Genomic DNA, 23184 nt, shown 5'->3' with positions numbered 1-23184 from the left:
ACGGCAACGCCAGGCGGCGTGAACGAATACTTTCGCAGATTCTTATGCGGATTGCTTCACAACCTCATCGCTGGACTGCGGCTGCTGCGGTTGCATGCCGCGCGCCAGCGCCTGCAGGCGGAAACCTTCGCGGATATTTTCGCGCAGCACCGCGCCCTTCCACGGCTTGGTGTAGAAGCGGTCGATGGCGCCGTGGTTGATCGCGGCCATGATCGGCGTCAGGTCGGCATAGGCCGACAGCATGATGCGGAAGGTGTCCGGGCACAGGTTCTTAACCCGCTCCATGAACTCGGTGCCGCTCATGAGCGGCATGCATTGGTCGCACAGGATCACCTGCACCCGGTGCCGCGCCAGGATGTCGAAGCCCTCGGCGGCCGTCTGCGCGGTCAGGATGCGGTAGCCGTCCTGCGACAGAAAATCGGTCAGCACATCAAGCATGAAGGCATCGTCATCCACGATCAGCAGGGTCTGCTGCTCGGCCATTTCCTCGTCCATCGGCGCCTGCATGCGGCGCCCTTCGCGCAGCATGGCTTCAAACTCGTCTTCCGGCAGCGGACGGCTGAAATAATAGCCCTGCATCTCGTCGCAGCCATGGCGCCGCAGGTAGGACAGCTGGGCGTCGCGCTCCACCCCTTCGGCAATCACGTTCAGCTTCAGGCTGTGCGCCATGTTGATGATGGCCAGCACAATCGCGGCGTCGTCGGGATTGCTGGTCACCTCGCGCACGAAGGCGATGTCGATTTTCAGCTTGTCGATCGGGAAGCGCTTGAGGTAGGCCAGCGAAGAATAGCCCGTACCAAAGTCATCAATGGAAATCTGGATGCCCAGCGCTTTCAGGTTGCTCAGCACATTGATGGTTTCTTCAGCGTTGGACATCAGCGAGCTTTCCGTGAGCTCGAGCTCCAGCAGCTCGGGCGCGATATCGTGTTCGCGGATGGCCTTGAGCACTTCCTCTTCCAGGCCGCCCACAAAGAACTGGATGCCGGACACGTTGACCGACAAGTGCACCGAGCCCACATTGGTCTTGTGCCAGTGCGCGATCTTGCGGCAGGCTTCATGGATCACCCAGGTGCCGACCCGGACGATCAGGCCAGTCTCTTCCAGAATCGGAATGAACAGCGCCGGCGACACCATGCCGTGGCCGGGCCGCTGCCAGCGGATCAGCACCTCGGCGCCGCTGATGCGGCCGCTGTCGATGTGCACCTTGGGCTGGAAGTGCAGCACGAATTCCTCATTCTCAATCGCGCGGCGCAGCGCGTTTTCCAGGTCCAGCCGCGCCAGCGACTGCGCGTTCATTTCGGCGGTGAAGAAGCGGAATGCGTCGCGCCCGGCTTCCTTGGCGCGGTACATGGCGGTGTCGGCGTACTGGATCAGCGTGTCAGGATCGGCGCCATCGTCCGGGTAGACCGCAATGCCGATACTGGCGGTGGCGGTGGCTTCATGGCCTTTCAAGTCAAACGGACGACGCAGCGCTTCGCGGATCTTGTCAACCACCGCAATCGCATTTTGCGCGCCTTCCGGCAGCATCAGGATGGCGGCAAACTCGTCGCCGCCAAAGCGGCCGATGGTGTCACGCACGCGCAGGCAGTCCACCAGCCGGCTGGAGAACTGGCGCAGCAGCTCGTCGCCGATGGTGTGGCCCAGCGTGTCGTTGACGTTCTTGAAGCGGTCCACATCCAGGAACAGCACCGCCAGCGACCATTTGTGCTCTTCCGCCTGGCGCAGCGAGTGCACCAGCGAATCGTAGAACTGGCTGCGGTTCGGCAGACCGGTCAGCGTGTCGAAGTGGGCCAGCTTGAGCAGGCGCTGCTCGGCCTCCTTGCGCTCGGTGATGTCGCGCGCTACCGCTACCAGAATCCAGCTGGCGCCGGAACGCAGGGTACGGCGCTGCACCTCCACGGCCAGCGTGGAACCGTCTTTGCAGTGCAGCTGCAGCTCGGTCATGGCGCCGCCGCTCTGGTCGCCCGCCAGCAGCTTGTCGTACAGTTCTTCCAGCTTGTGCAGGTCGCCCTCGAGCGAGCGGTTCGGCCCGACCTGGAGGAAGTCCTCGCGCTCAAAGCCCAGCATGCGGCAGGCGGTGGCGTTGACGTCGACAAAGCACATGCCGGCGCGGTCCACCAGGAAAATCGCATCGGCCGTCGCATCCATCGCCAGGCGGAAACGGCGCAGGTCTTCATCAAGGCGGATGCGCGCGTTCATGTCCAGCGTCAGCTGCGCGTGGTGGCGCTTGATTTCCTCGTACAGCAGCAGGTTTTCAAACGCCACCGCCACCTGCGCCGCGACGGTGCCGGCCACGCGCTCGTCCACTTCCGAAAAGCCGTCGGCGCCCAGCTTGTCAACCAGGTACAGCCAGCCGTGGGTACGCTCGCGCGAGGTGATCGGCACGCCCAGGAAGGAGTGCACGGGTGGATGGGTGGGCGGCAGGCCGATGGTGGCGGGGTCGCCGTTGAGGTCGTTAATGCGGCACGGCAGGCGCTGGTCCAGCAGGCCGCGCAGCACACCGGCGCGCGGGGTCTGGGCGATCTGCCGCACCGGCATGCCGGCGCCGCAGCTGGCAAAGTAGCTGAGTTCGGTCGCGCCGGGCTCCAGCACGCCGATGCACGCATACTTGGACACGCAGATGTTCTGCGCCACGCGGCAGCCGATTTCCACCAGCGCACCCGGATCGCGCTCGGCGCCAAGCTCGATGCCCAGTTCGATCAGCGCGGTCAGCCGCAGGCTCACCGCTTGCAGGCTGGACAGCGACTGCGACAGGCGCTGCGTCATGTGCGACAGGTTTTCCGGCGAGGCCTCCTCGGTATCGCTGGCAATCCGCGTGATGAGCTGGCTGCTGGATTCCAGCTCGTCCAGATACTCGGCCACCTGGTGGTCGATATCATGGAAGCGGCCCTCTTGCGGCGGCTCCGGCGCAAACGCCGGCAGCGAATCGGCCGTGGGCAAGGTCTCGGCCAGCCCCAGCGCTTCCTGCACGGTTTGCAGTATCACTTCCGGATCGGACGGCTTGGGCAGCACCCAGCGCACGCCGCAGGACTGCGCCACCGCCATGGCTTCGCGCTCGCGGTAGGTGGCGGTGTAGAAGATGACGGGCACATCGGCCGTGTCGGCATTTTCATGCAGGCGCGTGACGAATTCGTAGCCATCCATATTCGGCATCAGGATGTCCGAAATCACCAGGTCCGGCTTTTCGGCCAGCACCATTTTCAAGCCTTCGGCGCCGTTCGCGGCCTCCAGCAGGCGATGGCCGCCGTAACTCAGCAGCGTCATCAGGAATTCACGGTTGAGCACGTGATCGTCCACGATCAGGATCGTGGCGGTATCGTTTTTAGCCGGGGTCGACACCGCCCCTTGTAAAAAAGACTCGATCTGGGCGACAAAGGTGTCCGGTTCGATCGGCTTGCCGATGTAGCCATCAAAGCCCGCCTCCAGCAGCTTTTCACGGTCGCCCACCATCGCCAGCGCCGTCACCGCCAGCGCCGGAATGTGGCGCACGGCGGGATCGGCCTTGAGCGCCGTCACCACGCCGTAGCCGTCCAGCTTGGGCAGGTGCACATCGCAGATGATCAGGTCCGGCAGCTCGCGCTGCGCGGCTGCCACGCCCGCCTCGCCATCACTGGCCGACAGCGGCTGGTAGCCAAAGGCGCGCAGCAAATACACCATCAACTCCATATTGGTGGCGTTGTCTTCTATGATCAGGATACGTGCTGACACGTGCTATCCCCCTTCCTTATTCTTCCAATGGCAAAGCCAGCGTGAACACGCTGCCCACGCCGTACTCGCTATCAAACAAAATCTCACCGTGCAGCAAGGAGGCCAGCTTGCGGCTCAGATGCAAGCCCAGGCCCGTGCCTTCGAACTGGCGCAGTGCGCTCGCATCCAGTTGCGAGAACGCCTGGAACAGCGTATCGCGCTGCTCCGTACCGATGCCGATGCCGGTATCGCTGACGCTGATGGTGGCGCAGCGCCGTGCGCCCACCACCGATTTCGCCAGCCGCACCAGCACCGTGCCGTTATTGGTGAACTTGATCGCGTTATGTACCAGGTTCATCAGTATCTGTTGCACGGCGCGGCGGTCACTGGACACCGTCAGGTCTTCCGGCGAGGACTCGAATTCCAACGCCAGCCCCTTGCTGCGTGCCTGTGGTTTGAACGAGGTCAGCACTTCATCGATCAACTGCCGGCACGGCAAGGGTTCCACTTCCAATTCGACTTTGCCCGATTCGATGCGCGTTAAATCCAGCAGATCGTTAATCAGCGACAGCAGGTGACGGGCACTGCTTTGCACCATGCGCAGCTGTTTGCTTTGCTCATCGTTGATGGGTCCAGGCAACTTCATGAGCATAGTACCTGTAAAACCGATGATCGCGTTCAACGGCGTGCGTAATTCGTGCGACATGCCGGCCAGGAAGCTGTCCTTGGCCGCCACGGCTTTTGCAAGTTCGACATTCTTTTCCTGCAGCGTCAGTTCAAAGCGCTTGCGTTCGCTGATGTCGCGGATCGCGCCCATCACCAGCATGCCCTCTTCCGTTTCAACCGGGCTCAGGCTGATCTCGACGGGGAATTCCAGGCCATCGCTGCGCAGGCCGTACAGCTCGCGCCCGCGGCCCATGGTACGCACCTCGGGCTGTGCCGTGTAGATGCTGCGGTAGTCGATGTGCGCCTGGCGGAAGCGCTCGGGCATCAGCCGTTCCAGCACCATGCCGCGCAAGGCGCCATGCGGATACGCGAACAGCTGCTCGGCCTGACGATTGGCCAGCACCACGCGGCCGGCCGCGTTGGCCATGATGATTGCATCGGGCAGCGAGTCGAGGATGCCGTTGTAGCGCGCCTCCACCAGCTTGGCGTCGCGCAGCACCTTGAGGCTGGTGACGTCTTTTTTGCTCCATAAGATGTATTCGGGCTGGCCCTCGTGGCCGCGCAGCAGCTTGCAGGAACTGTCGATGTAGACCAGCGAACCATCCTTGGCGCGGCGCATGGATTCATAGCTTGCGACACCGTAGTCGATGGTCTGGCGCATCACGTCGGCGCCGTCGTGGCGCAGCGCCGGCGGCACGATGAGCTCGTCCAGGCGCTGGCCCACCGCTTCTTCTTCGCTATACCCGAACACGGCGCGTGCGCCATTGGTCCAGCAGACCACCACGCCATCGGGCCTGGTCAGCACGACCGCGTCAGGAGTTTCGTTCAGGATCAGGGTGCCGAAGTCTATCGCCATCGCCTCGCCTTTTTGCTGCGCCTATAGACTCACCATACAGCAAGGCGGCACGAAGATCATCACACAAAATCACGCGTGTGCCGCGCTTTGTATTTCAGTCAGGGCACACTGCATGATGTCGGGGTGGCGTCCCAGCGCAACGTGGCCTATGGCGCCGAACACCAGATTGCGCGCGCCGGGCAGGTCGCTGGAGTCTTGCGGCGCGATGATGTTGTCATGGACAGAGTAGATGGAACTAATCAACATGCGTTGCGTATTTGCCTCAGATGCAGCCAGTGCATCCAGCCAGGCGCTGTCGCGGCGCATCTGTTCGGCATTGCTGCCCGGTCCGAAATGGGCCAGCGCCGTGCCGTGATGCGGCGTGCCCAGCGTGATCACGCGCGCAATCTGCGCATCGCCGTAGCGCCGCAGATAGGCCCGCGCCACCAGCCCACCCATGCTGTGGCCGAGGATGATGACTTGCGCGCTGCCAGTCTCGGCGCAGAGCCGCGCAACGGCAGCCTGCACCTGCGGCGCGTAGTCATCGATGGAGGCGCCCGGCGGCTCGAGGTCGATGCCGTAGTGGCTGATGCGCGCCTGCGCCAGCAGCTTGCTCATCGGTAGCCAGTAGCCGCTGTTGCAGGCATAGCCGTGGATCAGCAGCACCGGCAAGCCGCGTGCATCCGGCTGCAGCTGCAGGCCGATGGGCCGCAGCATGTAGTACGAAGACGTCAGCATCGACGAACTGAATTCGTGCCAGAACAGGCTGGCCGCACTGAACAGGTTCAGCGTGTGGTCGGGCGGCGTGACGCTGCCCGCGCGCCAGCTCAGATAAAAATTGTTGGCCGAAATCGCCAGGCGCACCAGCAGCACCGCCAGCACGCCGCAGGCGAGGTAGAACGCGGCCGTTGCGGACGTGCTCAACTCGGCCCGCCAGGCGGGCCGCCACCAGGAATAGAGTCCGGTCGCCAGCAAGCCCATGAAGACGGCTTGCAGCACCAGCAGCAGTATCAGCAGTCGTTTAATCATGACTGCATGATACCGTGTTTCAGCTGCGCACCGGGCGCGCTGCCGGTTGCCCGGTCAGCTCCTGCGCCAGGCCGCTGGCCAGCCGCGCCGTGATGCCGAAAATCGACAGCTGCGGATTGGCGCCGATCGAGGTCGGGAACAGCGAACCGTCATGCACCGACACATTGGCCAGGCCGTGGTAGCGGCCATGCGCGCTGGTGACGCCCAGCCGTTCATCGTCCGACATGCCGCAACCGCCCATCACGTGCGCCGACACCACGCGCGTTTGCAGCAGCTTCATGGGCAATACCTTGATGCCGGCCTGGGCCTGCGCCCAACTGCTGTAGGCCAGCGCCTGCTCATGCGTGGGCGTGACCGTTTTGGCGCCCGCGGCAAACTGGATCTCGGCCATGGTCAGCATGGCGCGCCGCGCACCGTCCCACAGGAAGTCGCTGATCGGGTAGTCCAGCAGCGGTGCGCCATCGCCCTGCAGCCCCACGCTGCCGCCAGGCGCATCCGGATGGAAGCCGTCGCGCAGCAGCGCCAGCAAGGCGTGCACATGCGGGAACTGCTGCATCACGGCCGCATGTTCGGCGCCAAAGCCGGACATGGTGCTCGACAGCAGCAGCGGATGCAGCGGCGGCGCCTCCAGCTTGTAGCCGATCGGACCGTCGATGGGTTCGGTGTGCAGGAAGTGGTCCGAATACACGGTCTGCGGCGCGCCCGCATAGCCATCCACGCGCTGCGCGAAAATGCCGGCCGAGATAATCGTCGGGTGCAGGAAGGTGCGCTTGCCCAGCAGGCCGTGCGGATCCGGCGCCATCGAGCGCAGCAGCAAGGCCGGCGTGTTGATGGCGCCGCCGGACAGCACAAAATGCTTGGCCCGCAAGGTCACCCGGCGGCCATTGACTGACAGGCCATCGGCAGTCAGGGCCACGCATTCCAGCGCCGTGACGTGGTCGCCCTTGATCACGAGTTTGTCAGCGCGCACGCGCGTGAGCAGGCTGGCGCCATGCTGCAAGGCTGACGGTATCGTCGTCACCAGCATCGACTGCTTGGCGTTGGTCGGACAGCCCATGCCACAGTAACCGAGGTTCCAGCAGCCATTGACGTTGCGGCGTATCAGGCCGGTCGGGATGTTGAGCTTGCTGGCGCCGCGCCGCAGCAAATCATTGTTTTCGTTGGGGGGCGCCTGCCAGTCAACGATGTTGAGACGCTGCTCCATCATGCCAAACCACGGCGCCAGCGCTTCCGGCGTGTAGTCTTTCAAGCCAAACTGTTTATTCCAATAGCGCAGCGTGATGTCCGGCGTGCGGAAACTGCTGGTCCAGTTGACCGTGGTGGTGCCGCCCACGGTGCGGCCCTGCAGGATGTTGATGCCTTTGTCCTTGGTCTTGCGCGCGGCGGACTCCTGGTACAGCGCCGGATAGGCCTCGGCCTCGCGCATTTTGAAGTCTTTGGACGACTTGAGCGCGCCCTCCTCCACGATCAGCACCTTGAGGCCCGACAGCGCCAGGATTTCCGCCGTCACGCCGCCGCCCGCGCCGCTGCCGACGATGACCACGTCCGCCTCCAGCGTCTGGTCGGCCTGCAACTGGGCGCCGTCGGTAACTTTCCAGCCCGCCGCCAGGCCGGCCTGAATCGGATCCGGTATCACACTCATGCCAGCAACTCCTTGAGCGGTCCCGGATAGCCGATGCTGTCCCAGGTGGACGGATCGGCATACCAGGCGCCGATAATCAGGTCATGCAGCGCGTGGTACGCCACCTGCAGCGTCTGCAGACTGTGCGTGCGCCAGCTCTGCAGGAAAGCCGTGACCTGGCGCGCATCGGCCTGCTCCCAGCCGCCCGCCACGCCAGCCAGCAGACGACGCGCCGGCCCCAGCGCCAGCAGGCCGAACAGATCCTGCACTTCCTTTTGCGTCGCCAGCGGCAAGCCCAGCACGGCGTCACGCACGCGCTGGCTGGCCGCGGTCAGCGCCGCCGCGCGCGCGGCTGGTTCAGCCGGCAGCACTGGCCCCAGCATGACGGGAATCACGGCGTTGAGCACGGTTTGCGCCGGACCTTCGAGCGCGAAGCGGTTGGGGCTACCCGGCGGATGGGCCAGGCGATAGAGGGCGCCGCCGGCAGCGAGTGTAAACGCGCCGGCCACGCCGATCTTCAGAAAAGATCTGCGGGATGTCTGCATTGTCTCCGTCCATTTTTATGGTTTGGGCTAGTGTAAGCGAAAGCGCAACACTGCCTCCAGGCAAAAATAGAGGGTGGCGTCTAGTCAGGCCACCACCGCCGGCAAATAGTGTGCGCAGAATTCCGGCGGCATGCGGCGCGCGCGGCCACTGCTGATGTCTATGCAGATCAGCTCCCAGCGGCCGCGCATCACCGTCACGCCATCGCTGGCGCGCAACAGCTGGAAACGGCGCTCCATGTTGAGCTTGCCATCGGTGGCGTACAGCCAGGTGCCCAGCAGCAGCGCTTCACCGGCCGTGGTCGGCAGGATGTAATCATATTCGGCGCGGCGGATCGCCATGGCGCGGTCCAGCCGGCGGTAGTCCGCCAGATCCAGGCCCAACGCTTCCGAGTGCGCCCAGCCGGCCTTCTCGCACCACTGCACGTAGACCGCATTGTTGGTATGGTCGAGCCCATCGATATCGCCGGCGGCCGGCGCCAGCGTCAGAATGAACGGCTGCGGATGGTCCCAGTTCATGGTTCCTCCTTGCGGCCAGCCCCAGCCCCAGCCATCCTGCGGGCGATGCCGCGCAGGATGTTGACCTCTTCTGTTTCCAGCTGCGTGCGCGCAAACAGGCGCTTCAGGCGCGGCATCAGCTTGCGCGGATTGTCGGCGTCCAGGAAACCAATCGCGACCAGGCCCTGCTCCAGATGGGCATACATGCCCTCGATCTGCGCCAGGCTGGCCGCTTCGCCCTGGAAGCCGACCTCGCTGGCGTCGCCCACCGGCAGGCGCGGCGTATGCACCACGCCGCTGCCGTCCAGCACCGCCATGCGGCACTCGTAGGCCAGCACCTGCGCCGCCTGCGACAAATTCAGCGAGGAATATGCGGGATTGGCGGGAATATTGATTAAAACATTACACTGTTCCACCAGCTCATTGGGCAGGCCAAAGCGCTCATTGCCAAAAATCAGCGCCGCGCGCAGGTCCGGCTGCGCCACCAGCTGGCCGGCAAACTGGCGCGGCGACAGCACCGGCGGCGAAAACTCGCGCAGGCGCGCCGACACGGCGGCCGCGTAGTTGACGCCGTCGAGCGCCTCCGCCATGCTGCCGACCACGCGCGTATTGGCCAGGATATCCTGGGCGCCACTGGCAAACGCCACCGCTTCGGGGTCGTGCACGGCATCGTCAAAGCGCGGATTGACCAGCACCAGCTCGCTGTAACCCATGGTTTTCATGGCCCGCGCCACCGCCCCGATATTGCCTGCGCGGCTGGTTTCGACCAGAATAAATCGCAGATGTTTAAAAAGATTCGTGTTGATTTCGGGCAGGTTCATTTAAAATAGAGGATTCGCGCGGTTTCGGAACAGGCATTCAGACCGAATTCTACCCTGTCGTCACCGCCCCGCTCTTTGTCATTTTGTCTCCTGTCGTGCCGCCGGGCTGGAATTCCCCCGGTGGGCGTTAGCATTTTTTTACGGAAAAGCCCATGCATCCAATGATCAATACGGCCGTGAAGGCCGCCCGCCGCGCTGCCGCCGTCATCAACCGCGCCTCGTTCGACCTCGATCGCGTGATCGTGACCGAAAAGAACCACAAGGACTTCGTCACCGACGTTGACCAGGCCGCCGAACAAGCCATCATCGAAGTGCTGTCGAAAGCCTACCCGGACCACGCGTTCCTGGGTGAAGAATCCGGCGCTTCCGCGAATGCCCACGACGAGGCAGAATACACCTGGATCATCGACCCGATCGATGGCACCACCAACTTCATGCACGGCTTCCCGCAGTACTGCATCTCGATCGCGCTGTCGCAGCGTGGCGTGATCACTCAGGGCGTCATCTACGACCCGGTCCACAACGACCTGTTCACCGCCACCAAGGGCGCCGGCGCCTACCTCAACGAAAAACGTATCCGCGTCGGCAAGCTGGACCGCATCGCCAACGCCCTGCTTGGCACCGGCTACCAGACCGGCAACCCGCAAGCGCTCAAGGAATACCTGGAAATGTACGGCGTCATGGCCGAGCGCAGCCAGGGCATCCGCCGCGCCGGCAGCGCCGCGCTGGACCTGGCCTACGTCGCCTGCGGCCGCCTGGACGGCTTCTACGAAAAAGGCCTGAAGCCATGGGACATCGCCGCAGGCGCCCTGATGGTCAGCGAAGCCGGCGGCATCATCGCCGAATTCAACGGCGAATCGGACTATCTGTACAAAGGCGACATCATTGCCGCCAGCCCCAAAGTCTTCGGACAAATGATCGGTTTGCTGACGCCCTACGCATAAGCTGCCCAAGCCCCCGCTGTTACAAAATAAAGGGAGCGATCGCTCCCTTTTTTACTGGCGAAGTATTTCCCAGTTGAAACTAGATGCTATACTGAAAGCAGCGATCCCTCATCGCAATCACAGAACACCCCCTGATTTTTACATAAAGTTAATATGTCTTTTTCCTCACTCGGTTTGTCCGACGCCCTGATCCGCGCTGTTAGCGAGACCGGCTACACCTCGCCCACGCCAATTCAGCAGCAGGCCATCCCGGCCGTCCTGAATGGCGGCGACCTGCTGGCAGGCGCGCAAACCGGTACCGGCAAAACGGCCGGCTTCACCCTGCCGCTGCTGCATCGTTTATCGACTGACGCCGTCGGCGTCAAACTGACCAGCAACAAATCGCCACGCGCGATCCGTGCACTGATCCTGACCCCGACCCGCGAACTGGCGGCTCAGGTCGAGGAAAGCGTGCGCGTGTACGGCAAATACACTCAGCTCAACTCCGCCGTGATCTTTGGCGGCGTCGGCATCAACCCGCAGATCAAGCAACTCAAGCACGGCGTCGACATCCTGGTCGCCACGCCGGGCCGCCTGCTCGACCACATGGAACAAGGCACGGTCGACCTGACCAAAATTGAAATCCTGGTGCTCGACGAAGCCGACCGCATGCTCGACATGGGCTTCATCCGCGACATCCGCAAAGTGCTGGCCAAGCTGCCGCCGAAGCGCCAGAACCTGCTGTTCTCGGCCACCTTCTCGGACGAAATCAAGGCGCTGGCCGACGGCCTGCTGGACAAGCCGGCCACGATCGAAGTGGCACGCCGTAATTCGACGGTGGAAATCATTGCCCAGAAAATCCACCCGGTCGACCGCGACAAGAAGCATCCGCTGCTGGCCCACCTGATCAAGACCAACAAATGGACCCAGGTGCTGGTCTTCACCCGCACCAAGCACGGCGCCAACAAACTGGTCGAACAGCTGGAAAAAGACGGCATCGGCGGCATGGCGATCCACGGCAACAAGAGCCAGTCGGCCCGCACCCGCGCGCTCAGCGAATTCAAGGATGGCAGCCTGCAAGTGCTGGTCGCCACCGACATCGCCGCGCGCGGCATCGACATCGACCAGCTGCCGCACGTGGTCAACTACGACCTGCCGAACGTGCCGGAAGACTATGTGCACCGGATTGGCCGCACCGGCCGTGCCGGCGCGACCGGCGAAGCCGTATCGCTGGTGTGCGTGGACGAGCACGACATGCTGAAAGACATCGAAAAGCTCATCAAGCAGACCCTGCCGCGCGACGTGATCCCAGGTTTCGAACCGGATCCAAGCGCACGTCCGCAGCCGATCCAGCTGCGCAGCGGCGGTCCGGGTCACCGCAATGGCGGCAACCGCAACGGCGCCGCCGCGCGCAAGCCAGGCCACGCCAGCACCAACACCAATAGCGGCAACGCCAACAAGCCACGCGCCGCCAGCGGCAACAACAACGGCAGCGCACCACGCGGCAACGGCGGCGGTCCACGTCCAAGCGGCAACAGCAACGGCCCCCGCAGCGCCGCCCAGCACCGCTCCGGCGGCCGCGGCCGCTAACACTCCGGGGTCAGGTCCGTCATTTCTACACGGCCTGGTCTGTAGCGGCTTGCTACAGACCAGGCCGTGTTCAATTGGCGGACCTGACCCCGGATTTGGATTAGGATAGCGCTTCAGTCACTGCTCTTTGCGCCATGCCTAAATTCGCCGCCAATCTGTCGATGCTGTTTGCCGACGCGCCGTTCCTCGACCGCTTCGCCCTCGCCCGCGCGGCCGGCTTTGATGCGGTCGAGTTTCTTTTCCCTTACGCTTATCCCGCTGCACAGATCGCCGAGCACTTGCAGCGCCATCAGCTGAAGCTGGTGCTGTTCAATCTGCCGGCGGGCGATTGGCATGGCGGCGATCGCGGCATGGCCTGTCAGCCGGCGCGCGTCGAGGAGTTTCGCCGCGGCGTCGCCCAGGCGCTCGCATACGCACAGGCGCTTGGCGTCACGCAGCTGCACTGCATGGCCGGCAAGCTGCCGCCGGGCCTGACGCCGGCGCTTGCACGCGCCACCTACCTCGATAACCTGCGCTACGCCGCACAGCACGCGCACGCGGCTGGCGTCGATCTGTTGATCGAGCCGATCAACCATTACGATATGCCCGGCTATTTCCTCAACCGCAGCAGCCAGGCGCTGGATATCATCGCCGAGGCCGCCTGCCCCAACCTGTTCCTGCAGTACGACATCTACCACATGCAGCGCATGGAGGGCGAGCTGTCCAATACCATCCAGGCCAATCTCAAGCTCATCAAGCACATGCAGATTGCCGATACGCCGGGCCGCCACGAACCCGGCACCGGCGAAATCAATTACCGCCACCTGTTCGCCTTCATCGACCAGCTCGGCTACGATGGCTGGCTCGGCTGCGAGTACATTCCCGCCGGCGATACCAGCGCCGGCCTCGCCTGGCGACAGACGCTGACCACTTGATCTGCGTTGGCGCAACACGGAGATATTCACCACCGGCAACAATCGTCCCACCCACTGTGGAGTGCCCATGAAACTGTCCCGCCTGTTGTACATCCTCGGCTTGCTGGCCGTCCTCAGCGGCTGCGCCAGCAGCACGCCGCGCATGGCCGATGTCCGTGCCTTTGCGGCGGAGTCGCCCAAGCTGAACGCCTACCACGAACTCACGGAGCGTTACCGCAGCACCTACCAGCGCGAGCAGCCTTTCCTCGCGCCCGCCGCCGACGCTAGCGAGCGCTCGCTGGATGCGCGCCGCCAGCAGGCCTGCGATGATTTCGTCAAGCTGCACGACGGCCTGCAAATCTATATGCAGACAATGGGCAAGCTGGCCGGTGACGGCCAGTATGACCTGGAAGATGGCATCAAGAACCTCGGCACCGGCATCAAGGCCTGGCCTGATTCGGGACTGGAGGACCGCCACGTGAATGCCTACGCCGGCCTGGCGCGTCTACTGAGCCGCGCCATCACCCGCCCGCTGCAGGAACGTGCCGTCAACGATGTGATGCGCGAGGGCCAGCAGCCAGTGCAGGAGATACTGGACGCCATGCGGACACTACTGCGCCTGTACGACAAGACCAGCGAGAACGAGGCCCGCACCGTGCTTGGCATGCTGGAAACCGAAATCCCCTATCTCGATCCACAGCGCGACCGTCTGCTACTGGCGCTGGCCCGCTCGCGCCAGCAGGAGAAACAAACGGAATACCGTCTCGTCGGCCTGCGCTACACGCTGGCCCGCAAGAATCTGGACATGATCGAGCAGCAGCACCGCGCACTGGTCGCGCAAATTCCCCAGCAACCCTGATCCGGAGACGCCATGCCCCAGGCCCACGATATCGAAGCGCTGGCCGACTCGCTGTCCGCCAGCGCCAATGCCTTGCACCTGCAGCTGATGCGCGCGATCCGCGCCGGTGCGCCGCGCGAGGAGGCGCAAGCGCTGTTTGCCAATGAGATTGCGCTGCGCACCCAGGCCGACAGTCTCTACCTCGACGCCGCCCACCTGGCCGCCGCCGGCCTCGACGCCGGCCAGCTGCAGTTACGCGACGTCACGCAGCGCGCCCAGGCCACCATTGCACGCATCGACAAGCTCAAGGATCTGCTCGATCTGAGCGCCGATCTGCTGTCACTGGGCGCCGCCATCGCCACCGGCAAGCCGGATCATATCCTGGCGCCGGTTGAAAAACTCAAGCAGCACCTCGCAACGCTGTAGAACAAATCGCGCCGGCGCCGGTCCAATGCCGTAAGGAGCGCGCGGCATGAATGGACTGGACGAGCAACAATGGCAAGCCCTGCAGGCGCGGCTCGAACGTGCCCGCAGTGCGCTACTCAGTCAGCTGGCGGATGACATCGATCGCAGCACCGACTTGCGCCTGCCGCTGCCGCATGTGGTGGAAGCCTCGCCCGCCGACAACGCCAGCCAGCGCGCGCTGCACGCGGCAGTGCACGAGGCAGCCACGCTGACCTCGCAGCAGCTGGACATCGTGCGTCACGCGCTGAACAAATTCGGCGACCAGCACTACGGCTTGTGTGAGCGCTGCGGCGAGGTGATCGGCTACTCGCGGCTCAACGCACGGCCGGAAGCGCGCCTGTGCATTGCGTGCCAGACGCGGCTGGAGCAGCCGCGCCGCTAAGCCTCAGTCGTCGCTGAGCCAGGGGTGGTTGCGGATCTTGGCGACCTGGCGCTGCGCCATCAGGCGCCACAGTTGCAGCGCATCGGCTTGCGCCAGTGCGTGCATGGTGCGCGGCGATGCCAGCGCAATCTCGCAGTCGCGGTCGGACCATTCGGCAAAGCGCACCGCGCCGCCGCTCGAGACTTCCATTTCGTACATGAGACCGTCGTCGTAACCAAAGCGCAGTACGGCGCTGCCGGGGCCGCCATCGGGATGGGCGGTCTTGCCGTTGTAGACGTCAGCCAGTGCCGACGCCATCTGGGCTTCGGACGGCGCGGTCACATCGCGTCCGTCCGCACGAGTGAGCACTAGCCATGCCTGAGTCATTGCCGCCTCCCGCTCTTCGGTTGGGTATCTAGCGGCTATCATACCGAAAATCGCCCCGTGCGCAGGCATCGTCTCGCATAAGCAACAGTAAGCAACAATCAGCAACAGCGGGCTTGCTGGCGGCGATAGCAAGCCGACATTGTTGCCAGGCTCAGACCAGTTCGGGCAGTGAATTGGGATTGAAGTCGCGCCAGTCGCCGCCGCTGATTGCGCCCTCGGCGCGCTCGATATCGCGTGCGCCTAAGCGGCGCAGCACTTCCAGCGCGCGCTGCTCATGCGCGGCATCGTCCACCGCCACGGCGATCATCATGCCGGACTTGCGCGGCGCCAGCTGGTTGCTGCCGTCCTTGTCCGGTTCGCCCGCTTCCTTCATCTTGTGCAGGCTGTACAGCGAACCCACGTGGGCGCCGACCAGGGCCCCCACTACCGGTCCCACCGGCCCCGTGAGGGGAATGGTGGCCGCACCGGCGACTGCGCCTGCAACCGCGCCAGTGGCGCCGCCCTTGAGCACGCCTTCGTCGCTTTCCTTGGCGCCTGGCGATTTGTCATGGTCGCCGCCCAGCGCGTACACATCGTGCTGACCCGGCGGATTAACGTAAAAGGAACTGATGCGCGTTGCGGCAAAACCGGCGTCCAGCAGCGCCAGGCGCGCATCGGCAATTTCATCCTGCAACTGGAAATGGCCCGCAATAATCGTGCTCATAACATTCTCCTGATTCAGCGTTGGAGGCAGTGTCGCCCGCATGGCCACAGGCGTCCGTTCGCTTGCGCACTATTTCGCCGTATAATCGATTGATAGTATTTTCGAGCAGCCAGCTTCCATTTCGATAGGAACGCCTGATGGAGTTCGACGACCCAACGCCGCCGCTGTACCAGCCGCTGGTCGATCTGCGCAACGGCGCCGTCGCCAGCCTGGAGGCACTGCACACCGGTGCGGACAGCCTGCCCGCGCTGCGGCGGTCGTGCCAGGACCGGCAGCACTGGCAAGGCGGCGTGCTCGATGGCGGCGATCTCCAGGTGGCCATCAACGTCGCGCCGGCGCAGCTGCATGACCCTCACTTCGGTCCCGCCGTGGCGGCGCTGCTGGACCAGTACGCGATCCAGCCGGCGGCGCTGACGCTGGAACTCAGCGAAGCCACGCTGACCAAGAATCCCACCGCCAGCGACAGCGCACTGGCGTTCTTCAAACAGCTGGGCGCCTGCCTCACGCTGGACCAGTTCGGCTCAGGCCCGGCCTGCCTGCGCAATCTGAAACGCTATCCCTTCGATTACATCAAGCTCGACGCCGCCTGCGTGACGCACGTGGCGGACGATGAAGGCGCGGCCGCCATGTGCCAGGCGCTGATCGCCATGGCCCACTATCTCGGCATCCGCGTGGCCGCCGACGGCGTGCACACCGAAGCCCAGTGCGCCTTCCTGCGCAACAATCTGTGCGACCTGATACAGGGGCCGTTTTACGCGCCGCCGCTGACGCCGGCCGAGGTGGGCGCGCTGTTGCGCGAAGACCGCCGCCTGCCGCCGCATCTGCTGCGCGTGCAGGCCAGGCGGCGCTGCCTGCTGCTGGTCGATGACGAGGCCAACATCCTGTCTGCGCTGCGGCGCCTGCTGCGCCCGGACGGCTACGAGATCCTGAGCGCCGGCTGCGGCGAACAGGGCCTGGAGCTGCTGGCCCGGCAGCCGGTCGATGTCATCATTTCCGACCAGCGCATGCCGGGCCTGAGCGGCGCCGACTTCCTGCGCCAGGCGCGCATCCTGCGGCCCGATACCATCCGCATCATGCTGTCCGGCTACACCGAGCTGCAATCGGTCACCGATGCCGTCAACGAGGGCGCGATCTACAAATTTCTCACCAAGCCATGGAACGATGACCACCTGCGCGCGCACCTGCGCGACGCCTTCCGCCTCAAGGAAATCGCCGACGACAATCTGCGCCTGACCATGGAGGTGCGCAACGCCAACCACGAACTGGCCAGCGCCAACCGCCGCATGGAACAGTTGCTGCACCAGATGCAGCGCCAGATCGACCGCGATGAGATCAGCCTCAACATCGCGCACGATATCCTGCAGCAGTTGCCGCTGCCCGTGATCGGCATGGACGACGGCGGCATGATCGCGTTCGTCAACGGCGCCGCCGGCCGCCTGTTTCAGCGCAGCGGCGCCCTGCTCGGCAATGCGGCCAGCGCGGTGCTGCCGGCGCTGTTCCCAGGCGGCGCCCTCCCGCCTCCCGGCCATCTGGCCCATATCGACGGCCTGCATTACGCCGTGCAGGCCTACCCGATGGGACAGCACTCCGCCTCGCGCGGCAGCCTCATCACGCTGAGCCACTGCGAGAACGCACCATGAGCCACATCGCCCTGGACGAGGTGATACGCCGCATCCACGACCTGCCGTCGCTGCCGGCCGTTGTGGCCGAGTTGCTGAGCAGCATGGCGCAGGAGGACGTCGATCTGCACTACCTGTCGGGCCGCATCGCGCTCGACCAGGCGCTCACCGCCAAGACGCTCAGGCTGGCCAATTCCTCGTTTTACGGCATGCCGTCCAAGGTCAACAGCATCCAGCAGGCGATGTCGGTGCTGGGGCTGCACAGCGTGCGGACATTGGTCATGGCTTGCGGCGTCATCAGCGCCGTGCCGCCGGCCGCCGGCAGCGCACTCGATTTCGACCTGTTCTGGCGCCAGGCGATTGCCACGGCCGTATGGGCGCGCGCGCTGGCCCGCCATCTGCGCCAGAGCCCGGACACGGCCTTCACTGCGGGGCTGCTGCACAACCTGGGCACGCTGGTGCTGGCCACGCGCTTCCCGCAGGAGTACGCGGCAGTGCCAGCATGGCGCCAGGCACATGCCGATGCCAGTGTGGCGGATGCCGAACTGGCAGTGTTTGGCGTCGATCACGCGCACACCGGCAGCGCGCTGGCCGCCCACTGGCGATTCCCGCAGGCGATACAGGACGCCATCAGCCATCAGCACCGCGCCGACGCCACCGGGCTGGCGCAGGCGGTCGGGCTGGCCCATCGCCTGGCCGAGCCGTCCGACGCCAGCCCGGCGCAGCGCGAACAGGCCTGGAGCACGCTGGCGTTCGATGACGCCCAGCGCCAGCAGCTTACGCAACAGTGTCCGCTGCTGGTCAGCGACCTGTGTCAGATCCTGGTCAGTTAAAGTTAAGGACGCACGACGATGAAACTTCCTTCACAGGCAGAAGTCGCCCTCTCCGAATTCTTCGACGGCCACCCGGTCGCCACGTTTGCCATCAACCGCCACCATGTCATCACGCACTGGAACAAGGCTTGCGAACAGCTGCTGGGCTGGACGCGCGCCTGCATGGTCGGCACGCGCAACCAGTGGCAGCCCTTCTACGCCAAGGAACGGCCGCTGCTGTCGGACCTGATTATCGATGGCGATGACAATATCGACCACCATTACCCCGGCCACAGCAAGCGCTCCACCTTGATTCCCGGCGCCTACGAGTCGGAAGACTTCTTCCCCAACATCGGCGCCAGCGGCCACTGGCTGCACTTCACCGCCGCGCCGCTGCGCGATGCGGAGGGCAATGTGGTAGGCGCCATCGAAACCCTGCGCGACGTCACCGAACGCCGCGTGGCCGAAAATGCGCTGCGCAAGGCCAAGGACGGCCTCGAGCACATCGTCGAGAAACGCACCGCCCAGCTGGCGCACGCCAACGACAAGCTGGAAGACGATATCCGCCAGCTCACCGAACTCAACGATCTGCTGTCCACCGCGCAGCAGCAGCTGGTGCAGGCGGAAAAGATGGCCTCCATCGGCCAGCTGGCGGCGGGCGTGGCGCATGAAATCAACAACCCGATCGGCTACATCTTCTCCAATGTCGGCACCTTGCAAAACTATCTGGAGCAGCTGTTCGAGATGCTGGGCGCCTACCAGGAAGCGGAAACCAGCATCGCCCAGCCCGCCGTGACGGCTCGCCTGCGCGCCATGCGCGAGCGCATCGACCTCGACTTCCTGCGCCAGGACATCCCGGCGCTGATGCGCGAGTCGCGCGAAGGCATCGTGCGGGTGCGCCACATCGTGGAAGACCTCAAGGATTTTTCACGCGCCGACGCCAGCCAGGAATGGAGCCGCGCCAATCTGCACCTGGGCATCGACTCCACGCTCAACATCGTCGCCAACGAGGTCAAATACCGCGCCGACGTGGTCAAGGCCTACGGCGATATTCCCGAGATCGAATGCCTGCCGCTGCAAATCAACCAGGTGGTGCTGAACCTGGTCATCAACGCGGCCCAGGCCATGGGACCGGAGCGCGGCACCATCACGCTGCGCACCGGCATGGCCGACGGCCAGACCGTCAGGCTGGAAGTGGAAGACACCGGCCACGGCATCGCGCCCGACGCGCTGTCACGCATCTTCGATCCCTTCTTCACCACCAAGGCGGTCGGCAAGGGCACGGGGCTGGGGCTGTCGCTGGCCTACGGCATCGTGCAAAAACACGGCGGCCGCATCGAAGTCGATACCGAACTGGGACGCGGCAGCTGCTTTCGCGTGCTGCTGCCGGTCCGCCATACGGAGGAACAATCATGAGCCGCATACTGCTGGTGGACGATGAACCGAATATGCTGAGCGCGCTGCAACGCGCGCTACGGCAAAGCAAGGCGCTGGCCGGCGCGCAGATTGAAACCTTCACGAATCCGTTCGAGGCGCTGAACCGCATCTGCGTGTGCGAGTTCGATCTGGTGGTGTCCGACTTCATGATGCCGGAAATGAGCGGCGGCGAATTCCTGCAGGCGCTCAAGGACGTGGCGCCCACCACGGTCCGTATCATGCTCAGCGCCTCCACCGATTTCAGGACGGCGATGGCGGCCATCAACGACGCCCATGTGTTCCGCTTCATTCCCAAGCCGTGGCAGCAGGCCGAGCTGGAGCAGAATATCCTGCAAGGACTGGAAGAACGTCAGCGCCTGCTGGCCGAAGCGGGCAAGGCGCCCACGCCGCAGGAAACCGAAGCGCAGCGGCTGGAAGACGAAGAGCCGGGCCTGCTGCGCGTGAAGCGCAGCGACGACGGCTCCATCATCCTGTAGCTACCAGCCGGCCACGGCGTAGGAAGACGGCTCCACCGGCGGCGGGGGCGGCGGCGGCGACATCCACTCGCGCGGATCGACCCGGTAGTATTTCAGGAATTCCTTGAACAGCTCGGGGTGATGTTCGGCCATCTGGTAAGGCTTTTCATAGAAGGTTTCGGTCGCCACTGCGAAGAACTCCGCCGGATTGGTGGCGCCATAATGGTCCATCACCGTATGCTGGCGGTACATCGCATGCAAGCGCAGATTCTGATAATCGCGCGACAGCACTTCCGACCATTCGCGGTAGCTGGCCGGGTTGCCCAGATACGGCGCCCCGTTGGCGCGGCCGGATTCACTATCGAGCTGGTGCGCAAACTCGTGCAACACCACGTTGTGGCCGTCGGTCCAGTCGGCGGCGCCGCGCCGCACATTATCCCAGGACAGCACCACGCGGCCATCGTCCCACGATTCGCCCAGCATGCTCTGGTGGCCCGGCGTAATCACGCCGCCCGGCCCCACTTCGGCGCGCTGCGCCACGAATTCGCTCGGATACACGAGGATGGTGTGCAAGGCCGGATACACCTTGCTGGGGCGGTTCAGCAGCAGCAGGCAAGCCTGGCCAGCAATCGTGACCGCCATTTCATCGGTGACGTCCAGCCCTTCGCAACCGATGAACTTCTTTTGGTGCAGGAACTGCACCACCATGCGCCGCAACTGCTGCTGCAAGTCCGGGCTCATGCGGCGATACACGGGGATATTGCGCTGCAAAACCGCTTCCGCCTCGGGCGGCAAGGGCTGGGCCAGCACGCGCTGCAAGCGCCAGCGTGGATAGATAAAGGGCAGCGCGATCGCCAGCGCCGTCAGGCCGATCCAGATCAAAGCTTCCATATGCCGCAGGGTCCGTAGGTTGTCTTGACGGCTAGTTGGGGTTGCTTGTTTACATTTCAATACATGCAAAACAGCCGGCGCAGTCTGCACTGCGCCGGCTGTTCGATGATACCCCTGCGGCGGGAACTTATTCGGCTTTTTGCTGGGACGGTGCGCTGCCAAACAGCGCGGCCACCAGTGGATCGCGCATCACAGGACCACGGTTGACGCGGATCGCGTAGTGGGTGTCGTCGGCCAGAATGTGGAAGTGGCGGCCATTGCCAGCCATGGCTTGCTCGCGCAGGCCTGGACGCTCCTTGCGTGGTGGCGCGCCTTCGCGCTTCGGCTGGGCGATGGCAGCCAGGAAGGCGGCGATGCGCTCCGGGTCCGGGGTAAGCTGGTACACGGCTTTGCCCAGGTAGGTGGCGGTGCCTTCGACATAGCGGGCCAGCTCGATCACGCCGGCTTCGCGCAGGTCGCGGATGTATTTGCGGGCGCCGGACGGCGAGAATTTCAGGAACCAGGCGATTTCGTCGGCCAGCATTTCGTGGTTGGACAGTTCGCCGATCAGCTTTTGCATGTTTTCAATGCGGCGCAGCGTGGCCGAAGTCGAACGCACGCGCTCGATCGACGCCATCGACAGGGCTGGCTTGCGGTCCAGGGGCGCCGGCGTCGAGCGGTCCATCAAGGCAGTCAGGCGCGCCGTGGTGGATTGCATTTCCGGCGAGGCTTTCATCTCGTTCTGGACCATGGTTTGTTGTTTGCTGACTGCGTGCATGAGAGCGCTCCTTTGAACATTTGGGTGTGGCGTTTGTTGCAAGAATGCCCGTTTGTGCAGTTGTAGTCTGTGCGGCAACGAACATTATTGGTCGTTAGTTCATTTAAGTTAGGACAATCGTGCGCAGCTTAAGTTTCAGCAGATGTGTCGGATTTGATACAGCACAAATTTAGGTGCGGTAGCGTACGGAAGCACTGCAACAAACTGCCTAATCTTCGGTCCAACAGCGATGCAACAACATTGCTGGCAATGAAACTTCTTAAACAAGATCGGGAGCTACCCTGTGAACAAATCAAAAAAAATCGCCCTCGCCGCAGCCGCCCTGTGTGCGTCGTTCTCCGTCATGGCCCAGGACGCGGTCATCAATCCTTCCTGGTACATCCAGCCTAGCGTGAACGGCATCAAGCCTGATTCGGACTTTGGCGTGGACAAGCGCGGCTACGGCGCCGGCCTGAAATTCGGTAAAGCCGTCAATGAAAACTGGGATGTGCAGATGGGCTACACCTATGCCCGCTCCCGTGAAAATGGCCAGCGCTACCAGCAAGACACGCTGGGCGTTGACGGCCTGTACCTGTTCTCGCGCAAATCGTTCCGTCCATTCATCCTGGTCGGCGTGGGTGCGGAACGCGACAAGGCCAACCTGAACGCGTTTGGCGAACGCAAAAAAACCTCGCCTTACCTGAGCGCCGGCCTGGGCTTCCAGGCCGACATGAGCGACCGCGTGACCTTCCAGGCCGACTTGCGTGACGTCCACGGTTTCATTCGTGGCGACAACTTCCCCAACAGCAAGAGCAACAACTATTACCTGACGGTAGGTTTGAACATCGCGTTTGACGCGCCACCGCGCCCGGCACCACCGGCACCACCGCCAGCGCCAGTCGTGGCGGAACCGCCACCACCGCCACCAGCACCGCTGCCACCGCCACCACCAGCGCCGGCACGTTTTGAAAAAGTGACCATGTCGGCCACCAAGATGTTTGAATTTGACAGCGCCAAGCTGACCGCCGACACCCCGAAACTGGATGAAATTGCCGCCGCCCTCAACGCCAATCCAAGCGTCGACAACGTCGTCATCACCGGCTACACCGACCGTCTGGGCAGCGACAAGTACAACCAGAAACTGTCCGAGCGCCGCGCCAATTCGGTCAAGGACTATCTGGTCAGCAAAGGCATCGCTGCCAACCGTCTGGTGGCAGAAGGCAAAGGCAAGGCCAATCCTGTGGTCCAGTGCAACAACAAGAAACGTGCTGACCTGATCGCCTGCCTGGAACCTAACCGCCGCGTTGAAGTGGAACAAATCACCATCGAACGCCGCGTCCCGTAATCTCGTCACCTCAGCCCCGCAACTTTGGTT

At 63.9% G+C, this 23184-nt stretch carries 22 protein-coding genes; 11 read left to right on the top strand and 11 right to left on the bottom strand.

The genetic code is table 11. The features are described from left to right. Positions 1-42 precede the first annotated feature (42 nt). From GTP58_RS25780 to GTP58_RS25750, 7 genes are all read right to left on the bottom strand, one after another. Positions 43-3708 (bottom strand): EAL domain-containing protein, encoded by a 3666-nt coding sequence (locus GTP58_RS25780; protein WP_373924781.1) that lies wholly within the window; start codon positions 3706-3708, stop codon positions 43-45. Between the two features lie 16 nt (positions 3709-3724). Continuing rightward, positions 3725-5209, bottom strand: a complete 1485-nt coding sequence (locus tag GTP58_RS25775; protein ID WP_161079895.1) for a PAS domain S-box protein — start codon at positions 5207-5209, stop codon at positions 3725-3727. Positions 5210-5278: 69 nt separating this feature from the next. After that, on the bottom strand, positions 5279-6217 hold the full coding sequence (locus tag GTP58_RS25770) for a triacylglycerol lipase (protein ID WP_161079894.1): 939 nt from the start codon (positions 6215-6217) through the stop codon (positions 5279-5281). A gap of 19 nt (positions 6218-6236) precedes the next feature. Continuing rightward, entirely contained in the window at positions 6237-7859 is a 1623-nt protein-coding gene (locus GTP58_RS25765; protein ID WP_161079893.1) for a GMC family oxidoreductase, read from the bottom strand. Then, a complete protein-coding gene (locus GTP58_RS25760) occupies positions 7856-8383 on the bottom strand; it encodes a hypothetical protein (protein WP_161079892.1) in 528 nt (175 codons plus the stop codon). Before GTP58_RS25760 ends, GTP58_RS25765 begins: the two co-directional genes overlap by 4 nt. Positions 8384-8467: 84 nt before the next feature. Next, entirely contained in the window at positions 8468-8899 is a 432-nt protein-coding gene (locus tag GTP58_RS25755; RefSeq protein ID WP_161079891.1) for a thioesterase family protein, read from the bottom strand. Then, positions 8896-9699 carry an RNA methyltransferase gene (locus GTP58_RS25750; RefSeq protein ID WP_161079890.1) on the bottom strand — a complete coding sequence of 268 codons (804 nt, stop codon included), beginning with the start codon at positions 9697-9699 and terminating at the stop codon, positions 8896-8898. Before GTP58_RS25750 ends, GTP58_RS25755 begins: the two co-directional genes overlap by 4 nt. 161 nt (positions 9700-9860) lie before the next feature. On the opposite strand from GTP58_RS25750, the gene GTP58_RS25745 reads away from it, so the two are divergent. The 6 genes from GTP58_RS25745 to GTP58_RS25720 all read left to right on the top strand — a co-directional run bounded on the left by GTP58_RS25745 (position 9861) and on the right by GTP58_RS25720 (position 14790). After that, positions 9861-10643: an inositol monophosphatase family protein gene (locus tag GTP58_RS25745; protein WP_161080085.1), complete on the top strand. Its 783-nt coding sequence runs from the start codon at positions 9861-9863 to the stop codon at positions 10641-10643. Positions 10644-10796: 153 nt separating this feature from the next. After that, positions 10797-12212: a DEAD/DEAH box helicase gene (locus tag GTP58_RS25740; protein WP_161079889.1), complete on the top strand. Its 1416-nt coding sequence runs from the start codon at positions 10797-10799 to the stop codon at positions 12210-12212. Positions 12213-12346: 134 nt separating this feature from the next. Then, positions 12347-13126 (top strand): hydroxypyruvate isomerase, encoded by a 780-nt coding sequence (gene hyi / locus GTP58_RS25735; RefSeq protein WP_161079888.1) that lies wholly within the window; start codon positions 12347-12349, stop codon positions 13124-13126. Between the two features lie 67 nt (positions 13127-13193). Then, entirely contained in the window at positions 13194-13964 is a 771-nt protein-coding gene (locus GTP58_RS25730) for a hypothetical protein (protein ID WP_161079887.1), read from the top strand. Positions 13965-13976: 12 nt separating this feature from the next. After that, positions 13977-14369 (top strand): hypothetical protein, encoded by a 393-nt coding sequence (locus GTP58_RS25725; RefSeq protein ID WP_161079886.1) that lies wholly within the window; start codon positions 13977-13979, stop codon positions 14367-14369. Positions 14370-14415: 46 nt separating this feature from the next. Then, entirely contained in the window at positions 14416-14790 is a 375-nt protein-coding gene (locus tag GTP58_RS25720; protein WP_161079885.1) for a TraR/DksA C4-type zinc finger protein, read from the top strand. A 3-nt stretch (positions 14791-14793) separates the two neighbouring features. Here the strand turns inward: GTP58_RS25720 and GTP58_RS25715 are convergent, their stop codons facing one another. Next, on the bottom strand, positions 14794-15156 hold the full coding sequence (locus GTP58_RS25715) for a hypothetical protein (RefSeq protein ID WP_072786367.1): 363 nt from the start codon (positions 15154-15156) through the stop codon (positions 14794-14796). Between the two features lie 151 nt (positions 15157-15307). Then, entirely contained in the window at positions 15308-15859 is a 552-nt protein-coding gene (locus tag GTP58_RS25710) for a glycine zipper domain-containing protein (protein ID WP_161079884.1), read from the bottom strand. Positions 15860-15996: 137 nt separating this feature from the next. On the opposite strand from GTP58_RS25710, the gene GTP58_RS25705 reads away from it, so the two are divergent. The 4 genes from GTP58_RS25705 to GTP58_RS25690 are packed head-to-tail and all read left to right on the top strand — an operon-like array spanning position 15997 to position 20203. Next, positions 15997-17499, top strand: a complete 1503-nt coding sequence (locus GTP58_RS25705) for an EAL domain-containing protein (protein ID WP_161079883.1) — start codon at positions 15997-15999, stop codon at positions 17497-17499. Further along, positions 17496-18311: an HDOD domain-containing protein gene (locus GTP58_RS25700; protein WP_161079882.1), complete on the top strand. Its 816-nt coding sequence runs from the start codon at positions 17496-17498 to the stop codon at positions 18309-18311. The genes GTP58_RS25705 and GTP58_RS25700 overlap by 4 nt, the downstream gene beginning before the upstream one ends. An 18-nt stretch (positions 18312-18329) precedes the next feature. Beyond that, positions 18330-19706, top strand: a complete 1377-nt coding sequence (locus GTP58_RS25695; protein ID WP_161079881.1) for an ATP-binding protein — start codon at positions 18330-18332, stop codon at positions 19704-19706. Further along, entirely contained in the window at positions 19703-20203 is a 501-nt protein-coding gene (locus GTP58_RS25690; protein WP_072786359.1) for a response regulator, read from the top strand. Before GTP58_RS25695 ends, GTP58_RS25690 begins: the two co-directional genes overlap by 4 nt. Here the strand turns inward: GTP58_RS25690 and GTP58_RS25685 are convergent, their stop codons facing one another. Both GTP58_RS25685 and GTP58_RS25680 read right to left on the bottom strand, forming a co-directional pair. Continuing rightward, a complete protein-coding gene (locus tag GTP58_RS25685; RefSeq protein WP_161079880.1) occupies positions 20204-21073 on the bottom strand; it encodes a zinc-dependent peptidase in 870 nt (289 codons plus the stop codon). It abuts the gene before it with no gap. Positions 21074-21200: 127 nt separating this feature from the next. Continuing rightward, complete coding sequence (locus GTP58_RS25680; RefSeq protein ID WP_373924780.1) at positions 21201-21830, bottom strand: winged helix-turn-helix domain-containing protein; 630 nt, start codon at positions 21828-21830, stop codon at positions 21201-21203. A 283-nt stretch (positions 21831-22113) separates the two neighbouring features. Between GTP58_RS25680 and GTP58_RS25675 the strand changes: the two genes are divergently transcribed. Next, positions 22114-23154, top strand: a complete 1041-nt coding sequence (locus tag GTP58_RS25675) for an OmpA family protein (protein ID WP_161079879.1) — start codon at positions 22114-22116, stop codon at positions 23152-23154. Positions 23155-23184 lie beyond the last annotated feature (30 nt).

The organism is Duganella sp. CY15W, from assembly GCF_009857555.1.
Classification (GTDB): Bacteria; Pseudomonadota; Gammaproteobacteria; order Burkholderiales; family Burkholderiaceae_D; genus Rugamonas; species Rugamonas sacchari.
This window is presented reverse-complemented; position numbering and strand designations above follow the sequence as displayed.

What these genes read in the sequence shown, in the direction of transcription:
- GTP58_RS25775 (WP_161079895.1), bottom strand. Translation starts at nt 5,209, where the DNA reads ATGGCGATAGACTTCGGCACCCTGATCCTGAACGAAACTCCTGACGCG.
- GTP58_RS25770 (WP_161079894.1), bottom strand. Translation starts at nt 6,217, where the DNA reads ATGATTAAACGACTGCTGATACTGCTGCTGGTGCTGCAAGCCGTCTTC.
- GTP58_RS25765 (WP_161079893.1), bottom strand. Translation starts at nt 7,859, where the DNA reads ATGAGTGTGATACCGGATCCGATTCAGGCCGGCCTGGCGGCGGGCTGG.
- GTP58_RS25760 (WP_161079892.1), bottom strand. Translation starts at nt 8,383, where the DNA reads ATGCAGACATCCCGCAGATCTTTTCTGAAGATCGGCGTGGCCGGCGCG.
- GTP58_RS25755 (WP_161079891.1), bottom strand. Translation starts at nt 8,899, where the DNA reads ATGAACTGGGACCATCCGCAGCCGTTCATTCTGACGCTGGCGCCGGCC.
- GTP58_RS25750 (WP_161079890.1), bottom strand. Translation starts at nt 9,699, where the DNA reads ATGAACCTGCCCGAAATCAACACGAATCTTTTTAAACATCTGCGATTT.
- GTP58_RS25745 (WP_161080085.1), top strand. Translation starts at nt 9,861, where the DNA reads ATGATCAATACGGCCGTGAAGGCCGCCCGCCGCGCTGCCGCCGTCATC.
- GTP58_RS25740 (WP_161079889.1), top strand. Translation starts at nt 10,797, where the DNA reads ATGTCTTTTTCCTCACTCGGTTTGTCCGACGCCCTGATCCGCGCTGTT.
- hyi (WP_161079888.1), top strand. Translation starts at nt 12,347, where the DNA reads ATGCCTAAATTCGCCGCCAATCTGTCGATGCTGTTTGCCGACGCGCCG.
- GTP58_RS25730 (WP_161079887.1), top strand. Translation starts at nt 13,194, where the DNA reads ATGAAACTGTCCCGCCTGTTGTACATCCTCGGCTTGCTGGCCGTCCTC.
- GTP58_RS25725 (WP_161079886.1), top strand. Translation starts at nt 13,977, where the DNA reads ATGCCCCAGGCCCACGATATCGAAGCGCTGGCCGACTCGCTGTCCGCC.
- GTP58_RS25720 (WP_161079885.1), top strand. Translation starts at nt 14,416, where the DNA reads ATGAATGGACTGGACGAGCAACAATGGCAAGCCCTGCAGGCGCGGCTC.
- GTP58_RS25715 (WP_072786367.1), bottom strand. Translation starts at nt 15,156, where the DNA reads ATGACTCAGGCATGGCTAGTGCTCACTCGTGCGGACGGACGCGATGTG.
- GTP58_RS25710 (WP_161079884.1), bottom strand. Translation starts at nt 15,859, where the DNA reads ATGAGCACGATTATTGCGGGCCATTTCCAGTTGCAGGATGAAATTGCC.
- GTP58_RS25705 (WP_161079883.1), top strand. Translation starts at nt 15,997, where the DNA reads ATGGAGTTCGACGACCCAACGCCGCCGCTGTACCAGCCGCTGGTCGAT.
- GTP58_RS25700 (WP_161079882.1), top strand. Translation starts at nt 17,496, where the DNA reads ATGAGCCACATCGCCCTGGACGAGGTGATACGCCGCATCCACGACCTG.
- GTP58_RS25695 (WP_161079881.1), top strand. Translation starts at nt 18,330, where the DNA reads ATGAAACTTCCTTCACAGGCAGAAGTCGCCCTCTCCGAATTCTTCGAC.
- GTP58_RS25690 (WP_072786359.1), top strand. Translation starts at nt 19,703, where the DNA reads ATGAGCCGCATACTGCTGGTGGACGATGAACCGAATATGCTGAGCGCG.
- GTP58_RS25685 (WP_161079880.1), bottom strand. Translation starts at nt 21,073, where the DNA reads ATGGAAGCTTTGATCTGGATCGGCCTGACGGCGCTGGCGATCGCGCTG.
- GTP58_RS25680 (WP_373924780.1), bottom strand. Translation starts at nt 21,830, where the DNA reads ATGCACGCAGTCAGCAAACAACAAACCATGGTCCAGAACGAGATGAAA.